General features: G+C 69.0%; 1 protein-coding gene. It reads left to right on the plus strand.

The features are described from left to right. Positions 1-738, plus strand: a 738-nt coding sequence (locus tag I0C86_RS00020; RefSeq protein ID WP_196199057.1) for an AMP-binding protein, incomplete at both ends; no start/stop codon positions are given.

Here is a 738-nt window from a genome sequence, read left to right on the forward strand (position 1 = left end):
CCGGCGCCGCCGACCTGTTCGAACCAGAATCAGTCTCGGCACTGGTACGCCGGTGGGTACAGGTCCTCGACGCGGTGACCACCGACCCGAATGTGCGGGTCCATGCGGTGGACGTGCTTGACACCGGAGAGCGGGAACGGCTGCTGGGTGTCGGAGAAGCGCCGGTGCCGGTGCGGTTCGGGTCGGTGTTGGAGATGTTCGCGGCCCGGGTAGCCGACGCGGGACACGCACCGGCGATCCTCGGCGACGGCACCGAACTGTCGTACACCGAACTCGACGAGCGGTCGAGCCGGCTGGCACGGTACCTGCAAGGCTCGGGGGTGGGCGCGGAATCGGTGGTCGCGGTCGTGATGGACCGTGGCGTCGACCTGATCGTGGCTCTGTGGGCGGTGTTGAAGGCGGGCGCCGCGTACGTACCGATCGATCCGCGCTACCCCGCCCAGCGGATCGGGCTGATGCTGGCCGATTCACGGGCCATCGTCGTGCTGGGTGTGGCCGACGTGCTGGACGAGTTGCCGGCCAGCGGCGTCCTGTCAGTGGCACTGGACGACCCGATGGTGCGGGCGCAACTGGCCACCGGCCCGGCCCAGACACCGGAGACGACACCGGATGCGGACGCTCTGGCGTATGTGATCTACACGTCGGGTTCGACGGGTACCCCGAAGGGGGTGGCCGTGACGCACGCCAGTGCGGTGAACCTGGCGGTGGCGCAGATCGAGCACTTCGTGGTCACTGACC

The sequence above is a fragment of the Plantactinospora alkalitolerans genome, assembly GCF_015690345.1.
GTDB classification, from domain to species: domain Bacteria; phylum Actinomycetota; class Actinomycetes; order Mycobacteriales; family Micromonosporaceae; genus Plantactinospora; species Plantactinospora alkalitolerans.